The following is a 7456-nucleotide window of genomic DNA, read 5'->3' on the forward strand; positions in this document are numbered from 1 at the left end:
CATGGACGTACTTGCAGCGTCCCCCGCAACCGGACCCACCCCGCCATCCCAGGGAATGCAGGCTTTTGCTTCTGAAGTTGCCGGCCAGCGGCCGGCATTACCGCTTCTGCAGGTGCAGGGCGCAGCCCTGCCGAAAAGCCCCACGAACGAGACGCGCGTCACTGCCCGCAACACCCGCGCCACTTCGTAAAAAACATTTCATCTTCCATTCGCATAGTGGCGGCGCGCCGTGCCGAGTCGCGGCGGACTCCCCCCATGCAATGGATCCACATGCAGACCCGACACCTCACGATCGCCGTGGCGATCGCGCTTTCCGCCGCCAGCGCGCATGCCGCTGAAACCACCGATGCCACCGCCGACACCGCGCTGAGTGCACAGACGCTCGACACCGTGTCCGTCATCGGCCAGGGCGAAACACGCCAGGTGCAGCGCATCACCGCCGTGGACAAGCAGGTGCTGCCGCCGGGCACCAGCGGCCAGAAGATCCTCGACCGCCTGCCGGGCGTGTCGGTGCAGTCCAACGATGCCTTCGGTGCGAACGAAGAATCGCAGACCATCAGCCTGCGCGGCTTCGACAAGAGCCGCCTCGGCTACACGCTCGATGGCATCCCGCTGGGCGACAACAGCTACGGCAACTACAACGGCCTGAGCATCGCCCGCGCACTGATCGCCGAAAACCTCGCCGGTGCTGAACTGTCGCAGGGCATCGGTTCACTGGGCGTCGCCTCCACCAGCAACCTCGGCGGCACCATCCAGTATTTCTCGATGGACCCGTCCACCGAATTCGGCGGCCGTGCCAGCGTCACCGTGGGCGATGACAACCAGCGCCGCGGCTACCTGCGCGTGGATACCGGCGACATCAACGGCTTCTCGGCCTATGTCTCCGGCGTGCACCAGGACCAGGACATGTGGGCCGCACCTTACCAGAACCAGACCACCCGCCAGTTCAACGCCAAGGCCGTGTGGAACGTGGGCGACCACCGCTTCGGCGCGTTCGTCGCCACCTCGCGCGCCAGCCAGGCCAACTACGCCTATCTCTCCAAGGACATGCTGGACCGTGGCCTGGGCTGGGACTGGAACATCTACGCACCGGACTGGGACCGCGCCGTCGCGGCCGCCTGGTGCGCCCCCGGCACGCGCGATCCGGCCAAGTGCCAGTTCAGCGGCGGCGTCAACAGCATCGACGATGCCTACTACCAGAGCCGCGCGCTGCGCGATGACAACCTGTACTCGGTCGATGCCGACCTGCGCCTGGGCGAGCAGGGCCGCCTGAAGCTGGTGGCCTACCACCACGACAACCGTGGCCAGGGCCACTGGTGGGCGCCGGGCCAGCCGTCCTATCCGGGCACCGACCAGATGCTGCCGATCTCCATCCGCAGCACCAACTACACCATCAACCGCGATGGCCTGACCGCTGCACTGTCGTGGCAGGTGGGCATCCACGAGCTGGAAGCCGGTCTGTGGTACGAGCAGAACGACCACAACGTGTCGCGCAATTTCTACTACATCAGTGGGCCGTTCCTGGATGATCTGTACCTGAAGAACCCGGACCGCCTGCTGTTTAACCAGGACTTCGACATCCGCACGCAGCAGTTCTATGTGCAGGACCGCATGCGCTTCCTCGACCAGCGCCTGACCGTGGACGTGGGCATCAAGAGTCCGAACACGCGGATGCGCGCCACTGCCAAGGGCGGTGTGGAAACCAGCATCGCCTCGGGCACGCTGACCGCCAAGGAATCGGTGCTGCCGCAGGTCGGCCTGGGCTTCAAGCTCAACGCCAACAATGAGCTGTTTGCTTCGTACGCCGAAAACATCGCGGCCTTCGTCGGCGGCGGCAGCGGCGGCCCGCTGCAGGTTTCGCCGGAATCGTTCGCGGCCAGCGCCGGGCTGGAACCGGAAAAGTCGAAGAGCCTGGAAGCCGGCTTCCGTACCTTCGGCGAGAAGTACCAGGCCTCCATCGCCGCGTACAACGTGAAGTTCGACAACCGCCTGCTGTCGCTCAACCCGTGTTCGAGCATCGAAGTCGGCACGCGCCCGGAGTGCGTCACCCGCTTCATCAACGTGGGTTCGGTGAAGAGCCATGGCGCCGAGCTGACCTTCATTCTCAAGCCGGTCGACGGCCTGCAGTGGTACAACGCGCTGTCCTGGAACAAGACCACCTACGAGGATGACTACACCTCCGGCGGTGCGATCGTGCCGGTGGCCGGCAAGATCACCGTGGACACGCCGCAGCGCATGGCGTCCAGCGAGATCAGCTGGAACCGCGATGGCTTCTTCGCCAGCCTGCGCGCCAAGTACACCGGCAAGCGCTACTACACCTACACCAACGACCAGTCGGTGCCGGGCGTGACCACCTTCGATGCCGGTGCCGGCTATGACTTCGGCCCCGGCATGGGCCTGCGCAACATCCGCGTGTCGTTGAACGCGACCAACCTGACCAACAAGCGTTACGCCGGCCAGTTGAGTTCGTTCGCACCGACCGATCCGACCGGCACGCGCTATGCCATCCATGCCAGTGCACCGCGCCAGGTGTTCATGACGGTGGCGGCGGAGTTCTGATCGGGTAGGGATGCAGCATCCACGCATGGCGCGGATCTACCGGGTCTTGGTGCCTCCACGTCGCGCGCCGATGGTGTCGGACCGGTAGATCCACGCCGCGCGTGGATGTTGTTTGCCCGGTAGATCCACGCCATGCGTGGATGCGCCTCAGTCCGCCGATGGCAGGGGCGGCTAGACTGCAGAGGCCCCTTGAGTCATGAGAAGCCTCCCCTTGACCCCCGACGAGTACGACCGCGCCTCCCGCGCGCTGCTGCAGGACTACCTGCTGCAGGCATCACCTGCCCAGCGCCACATCTACGTCGCGCGCCGCAACTACGACGACAGCCCCGAGCTGCTGGCCTGGCTGGCAGGGCGCAGCGAGCTTGATCGCGCGACCGCCCTGCTGATGTACTGGTCGCTGGGCGCGGCCTGGTTCAGCCAGTACGCCGCTGATGGCGACGTGCCCGAGCACGAGCGCGATGCCTACGTGATCGTCCGCAGCATCGAGCAGCGCTATCTGGCAGGCTTCTATGCCGATCATGGACTCGCCTTCGATCCATGCAACTGGCCTGGCCCATCGGTGGGCGATCATCCCGGGCTGGTGGTGCGCCGTGCCGTGCCCGACGCCCTGCTGGCCGCCGTGGTGGGCGCGCGGGCGGTCGATCCTTTCGCGGAGGTGATTGACGAAACCTTCGATGACGGCCTGCCATTGGACGTGGCTGCACAACTGCAGGACCTGGCCGCTGCGATGCAGCCTGATCGTGGCCCGGCCTTGGGCGACGACGTGGCCGGCGACGTCGACATCTATGCTGAAGCGGTGCCACCGACGCTGTCGCCGCTGGCGACGGCATCGGATGCGGGCTGGCCGGTACTTGAGTCCTTCCTGCGCCAGGCATCGCCGCAGCAACGCCATCAGGTGATGCTGTTTGCCGAGGCCAGCTCACTGTCAGATGCGCTGCAGTGGTTGCTGGACCAACCGACGCTGGCGGCATCCAGCGCAGTGGCGCTCTACTGGAACCTGGGCGCGTCGTGGTACGTACCGTTCGTCACGATCGAGGATGCGCCGGAATCGCACCGCTACACCGCTGCGGTGCTCCGACAGATCGAACAGCGCCTGGAGGAAGGCGCCTACGCGGATGACGGGCTGGGTTTTGACCTGGAGTGGAACCGGCCACGGTTCCCCACGCGCTGGCCGGGCCGCGAGGTGCTGCGCGCGATCCCAGCCCTGATGTGGCTGCCGCGCCCGGGTCAGATCGTGGAGGAATCGGACGACGTGGATTTCATCAGCGGCCTGCCCGAAGACATTGCCGATGCGCTGGCGAACGCCCGCAGGTAGAAGCAGTAGATCCACGCCGTGCGTGGATGGGCCTCACCCCATGTACAACCCACCATTCACGGGATAGTCCGCACCGGTCACATACGAGGCTTCATCCGAGGCCAGCCAGGCCACCAGGCCGGCCACTTCCTCCGGCCGGCCCAGGCGGCGCACCGGCACCGAGGCGGCCAGCCGGTCCAGCACGTCCGGTGGGAAGCTGCTGATGGCCTGGCTGGCGATGTAGCCGGGCGACAAGGTATTCACGGTGACCCCGCGCGAAGCGACTTCAGCAGCGAGGGCACGGCTGAAACCGTGCATCGCCGCCTTCGCCGTCGCGTAGTTCACCTGGCCGATCTGGCCCTTGTGGGCGCTGACCGAACCGATGTTGACGATGCGGCCCCAGCCGCGCGTGGCCATGCCATCGACCACCTGCTTGGTCAGGTTGAACAGCGCGTTGAGGTTGGAGGCGATCACCGCATTCCAGTCCTCCACCGTCATCTGCCGGAACAGCAGGTCGCGGCTGCCGCCGGAGTTGTTGACCAGCACGTCCACTTCGCCCACTTCGGCACGTACCTTGGCGAAGGCCGCCGAGGTCGAGGCCCAGTCGGTGGCGTTGCCTTCGGAGGCGATGAAATCGAAGCCCTGTTCGCGCTGTTCGCGCAGCCAGTTGGCCTTGCGCGGCGAGTTGGGGGCGCAGCCGGCGACCACGGTATGGCCCGAACGGGCCAGGCTCTGGCAGATGGCAGTGCCGACACTGCCCATGCCGCTGGTGACGTAAGCAATTCGAAGCGTCATTGCAGAAGGCTCCTTGGTGTCCGGATCAGGATGCGAAGGGATACAGGCCGAACAGCAGGCCGCCGACCATCAACAGCAGCGAGATGGCGATCGCCCACTTCAGGGTGAACTTCTGGTGGTCGGCGAACTCGACCTTGGCCAGGCCCACCAGCAGGTAGGTGGACGGCACCAGCGGGCTGAGCAGGTGCACCGGCTGCCCGGCCAGCGAGGCACGGGCCATTTCCACCGGGGTGATGCCGTAGTTGCCGGCGGCCTCGGACAGGATCGGCAGCACGCCGAAATAGAAGGCGTCGTTGGACATGAAGAAGGTGAACGGCATCGACGCGATGGCGGTGATGACAGCCAGGTACGGGCCCCACGATTCGGGAATGATCGCCAGGAAGCTGTGCGACATCGCCTCGACCATGCCGGTGTTGTTGAGGATGCCGGTGAAGATGCCCGCGGCGAAGATCAGCGCCACCACCGACAGCACGTTGCCGGCGTGGTTGACCACGCGGCGGCGCTGTTCGGCCAGGTTGGGATAGTTGATGACCAGGGCAATGGCGAAGCCGACCATGAACAGCACCGGCATCGGCAGCACGCCGGCGATCAGCGCGCCCATCAGGGCCAAGGTCAGTGCCAGGTTCACCCACAGCAGCTTCGGGCGCTTGATGTCCTCGGCGTCTTCCACCGACGGCAGCGCGTTGTTGTCATCAGACACGCTGTTGTCCATCCAGCTGCCACCCTGCGGCAGGGTCACCACGCCCAGGCGGCGGCGTTCCTTCATGCCCAGGTACCAGGCCAGCAGCAGCACGCCGGCACAGGCGATGACCATCGACGGGATCAGCGGCACGAACACATCGGCCGGGTCCACGTGCAGCGCGGTGGCTGCGCGTGCAGTCGGGCCGCCCCAGGGGGTCAGGTTCATGACGCCGCCGGCGAGGATGGTCACGCAGGTCATGTTCAGCGCGTTCATGCCCAGCCGCTGGTACAGCGGCAGCATCGCCGAGACGGTGATCATGTAGGTGGTCGAGCCATCGCCGTCGAGCGAGATCAGCATCGCCAGCACTGCGGTGCCGAGCACGATCTTCATCGGATCGCCCTTGACGAAGCGCAGGATGATGCGCACCAGCGGGTCGAACAGGCCTGCATCGATCATCACGCCGAAGTAGAGGATGGCGAACATCAGCATCACGCCGGTCGGCGCGATCTTCTTGATGCCTTCCAGCATCATTTCGTCGATGTTGGCGCCAAAGCCGCCCAGCAGGGCGAAGATGATCGGGATGGTGATCAGGGCGACCAGCGGCGACAGTCGTTTGCTCATGATCAAGTACATGAACGTAATGACCATGCCAAAGCCGAGGATGCTCAGCATCATCTGCGGACTCCTTGCGTACTGCGGTTGAAGAGGGGGGGAGGGAGTGCGTGGCTCAGAAGTCGACCTGCAGGCGGCCGGTGACCGCGCGGGTGCGGTCCAGCGTCACCCCGGCCAGGCGGTCACGGTTGCGGCTTTCGATCAGGTCGAGCATGAAGCGCAGGTTGTCGCGCAGGTACCAGTTGCCGCCCAGCGTCCAGGCGGCGGTGCTGCCGCGGCGCAGGTCGGGCGCGCCGTCGAGGTGCTGGGCGCCCCACATCTGGTCGTAGCGCAGCGCCACTTCGAAGGCACCGGCCTTGTGGCGGATGTCCTTCACCCGGGCGAAGCGGCCGGTCTTGCGGTCGTAGGCCTTGCTTTCGCCGGTGACGAACCAGCTGAGCATGCCGTAGGCGGCCATCACATCGCCGCGCTGGGCGCCGTCGTCGAAGGTGGCGCCGCTGAATTCACCCTGCCAGGACAGCGGGCCGCGCACCTGCGCGTATTCCAGCGACCACTTGTTGACGTCGGTATCGCGGCCGGCAGAGAAGTCGACCAGGGTCAGGCGGCTTTCGTCGGACAGGTGGCCGGCCGGGCGCGGGCGGATCTTCAGGCCCGGGGTGCCGTTGCTGCCGGGGTTGTCGTAGGCCTCATGGGCCAGCGACAGGCCCAGGTGCAGCACGTCGCCATCGCTGGGCGAGGGGGCCCAGGTGACGCGGCCACCGGCGGCGCGGCCCTTCACCTGCCAGGCATCGATGCTCTCCAGGCTGTAGAGGCTGGCGGCCCAGGTGAAGTCACCCGGATTGGCCTGCCAGGACGCACCCAGGCGGTACAGCGGCGCCAGCGTGGTGCCGGCGTTGCCGCGTTCCAGGAAGCTGCCGTAGTTGGAACTGGTGCGGTCGTCCAGCGAGAAGTACTGCTTGAACTGGCCCACCGTCAGCTTGCCGGCCTTGCCGAAGCTGCGGCTGAGGTAGACATCCTTGGCCTCGACGCGGTCACCGGAAAAGTCAGCCTCGGCCTTGTAATCCACTGCGAAGAACTTGCCCGACACGTCCAGCCAGGCGCGGCGGATCTCGGTGTCGTCCTTGTTCGGGGTGCCACGGTCGTCGTTGTCGAACGTGGCGAAATCCAGGTGCAGGCGGCCGCCGACGGTGGCGGTGACCGGCCGGTCGTCTTCCGCAAAGGCCGGCGCGGCCAGCGCAGCCAGGGCCATCATGGCGGCGGGGCGCTGCCAGGCAAACTTCAGTTCCACAAACCCTCCCAGGTGCGCGCCGGGCGCGCGGCAATCGTGGGCACCGGATGGTGCGCGGCCGCAGTCTGGGTTGCCGTAGCTGTCATCGTCCTGTCAGCGGTTTGTGCGGTGCAGCGTAAAGCGGGCCGCTGCGCTCGCCGGGCATGGCCCGGCGCTACCAGCGCGACGGTGCCCCGGTAGCGCCGGGCCCTGCCCCGCGGGTTGGCCGCCCCCCCCCCCCCCGCCC

General features: G+C 66.5%; 6 protein-coding genes. 3 read left to right on the forward strand and 3 right to left on the reverse strand.

The genetic code is table 11. The features are described 5' to 3' along the window. The 3 genes from IAE41_RS22575 to IAE41_RS21175 form a co-directional block, all read left to right on the forward strand. A partial coding sequence (locus IAE41_RS22575) for a hypothetical protein (protein ID WP_234458962.1) occupies nucleotides 1-190 on the forward strand: 190 nt, incomplete at its 5' end. 80 nt (nucleotides 191-270) lie between these two features. Further along, the gene (locus IAE41_RS21170; RefSeq protein WP_200734452.1) at nucleotides 271-2559 is read left to right on the forward strand and encodes a TonB-dependent receptor; all 2289 of its coding nucleotides are present in this window, start codon (nucleotides 271-273) and stop codon (nucleotides 2557-2559) included. Nucleotides 2560-2770: 211 nt separating this feature from the next. Beyond that, nucleotides 2771-3874, forward strand: a complete 1104-nt coding sequence (locus IAE41_RS21175) for a DUF4274 domain-containing protein (RefSeq protein ID WP_200734453.1) — start codon at nucleotides 2771-2773, stop codon at nucleotides 3872-3874. Nucleotides 3875-3907: 33 nt separating this feature from the next. Here IAE41_RS21175 and phbB read toward each other — a convergent pair whose 3' ends face one another. From phbB to IAE41_RS21190, 3 genes are read right to left on the reverse strand one after another with little or no spacing between them, the layout of a single operon-like run. Continuing rightward, nucleotides 3908-4648, reverse strand: coding sequence for an acetoacetyl-CoA reductase (phbB, locus tag IAE41_RS21180; protein WP_079223230.1), 741 nt, complete (start codon nucleotides 4646-4648; stop codon nucleotides 3908-3910). 25 nt (nucleotides 4649-4673) lie between these two features. Beyond that, a complete protein-coding gene (locus IAE41_RS21185) occupies nucleotides 4674-6002 on the reverse strand; it encodes a CitMHS family transporter (protein ID WP_079225368.1) in 1329 nt (442 codons plus the stop codon). Nucleotides 6003-6057: 55 nt separating this feature from the next. Next, entirely contained in the window at nucleotides 6058-7194 is a 1137-nt protein-coding gene (locus IAE41_RS21190; RefSeq protein ID WP_200734454.1) for a porin, read from the reverse strand. Between the last annotated feature and the right edge of the window lie 262 nt (nucleotides 7195-7456).

The organism is Stenotrophomonas sp. S39 (assembly GCF_016624665.1).
Taxonomy (GTDB): domain Bacteria; phylum Pseudomonadota; class Gammaproteobacteria; order Xanthomonadales; family Xanthomonadaceae; genus Stenotrophomonas.

Bases quoted from the DNA above. Each gene is read 5' to 3' on its own strand.
- IAE41_RS21185 (WP_079225368.1), bottom strand. From the start codon at position 6,002: ATGCTGAGCATCCTCGGCTTTGGCATGGTCATTACGTTCATGTACTTG.
- IAE41_RS21190 (WP_200734454.1), bottom strand. From the start codon at position 7,194: ATGATGGCCCTGGCTGCGCTGGCCGCGCCGGCCTTTGCGGAAGACGAC.
- phbB (WP_079223230.1), bottom strand. From the start codon at position 4,648: ATGACGCTTCGAATTGCTTACGTCACCAGCGGCATGGGCAGTGTCGGC.
- IAE41_RS21170 (WP_200734452.1), top strand. From the start codon at position 271: ATGCAGACCCGACACCTCACGATCGCCGTGGCGATCGCGCTTTCCGCC.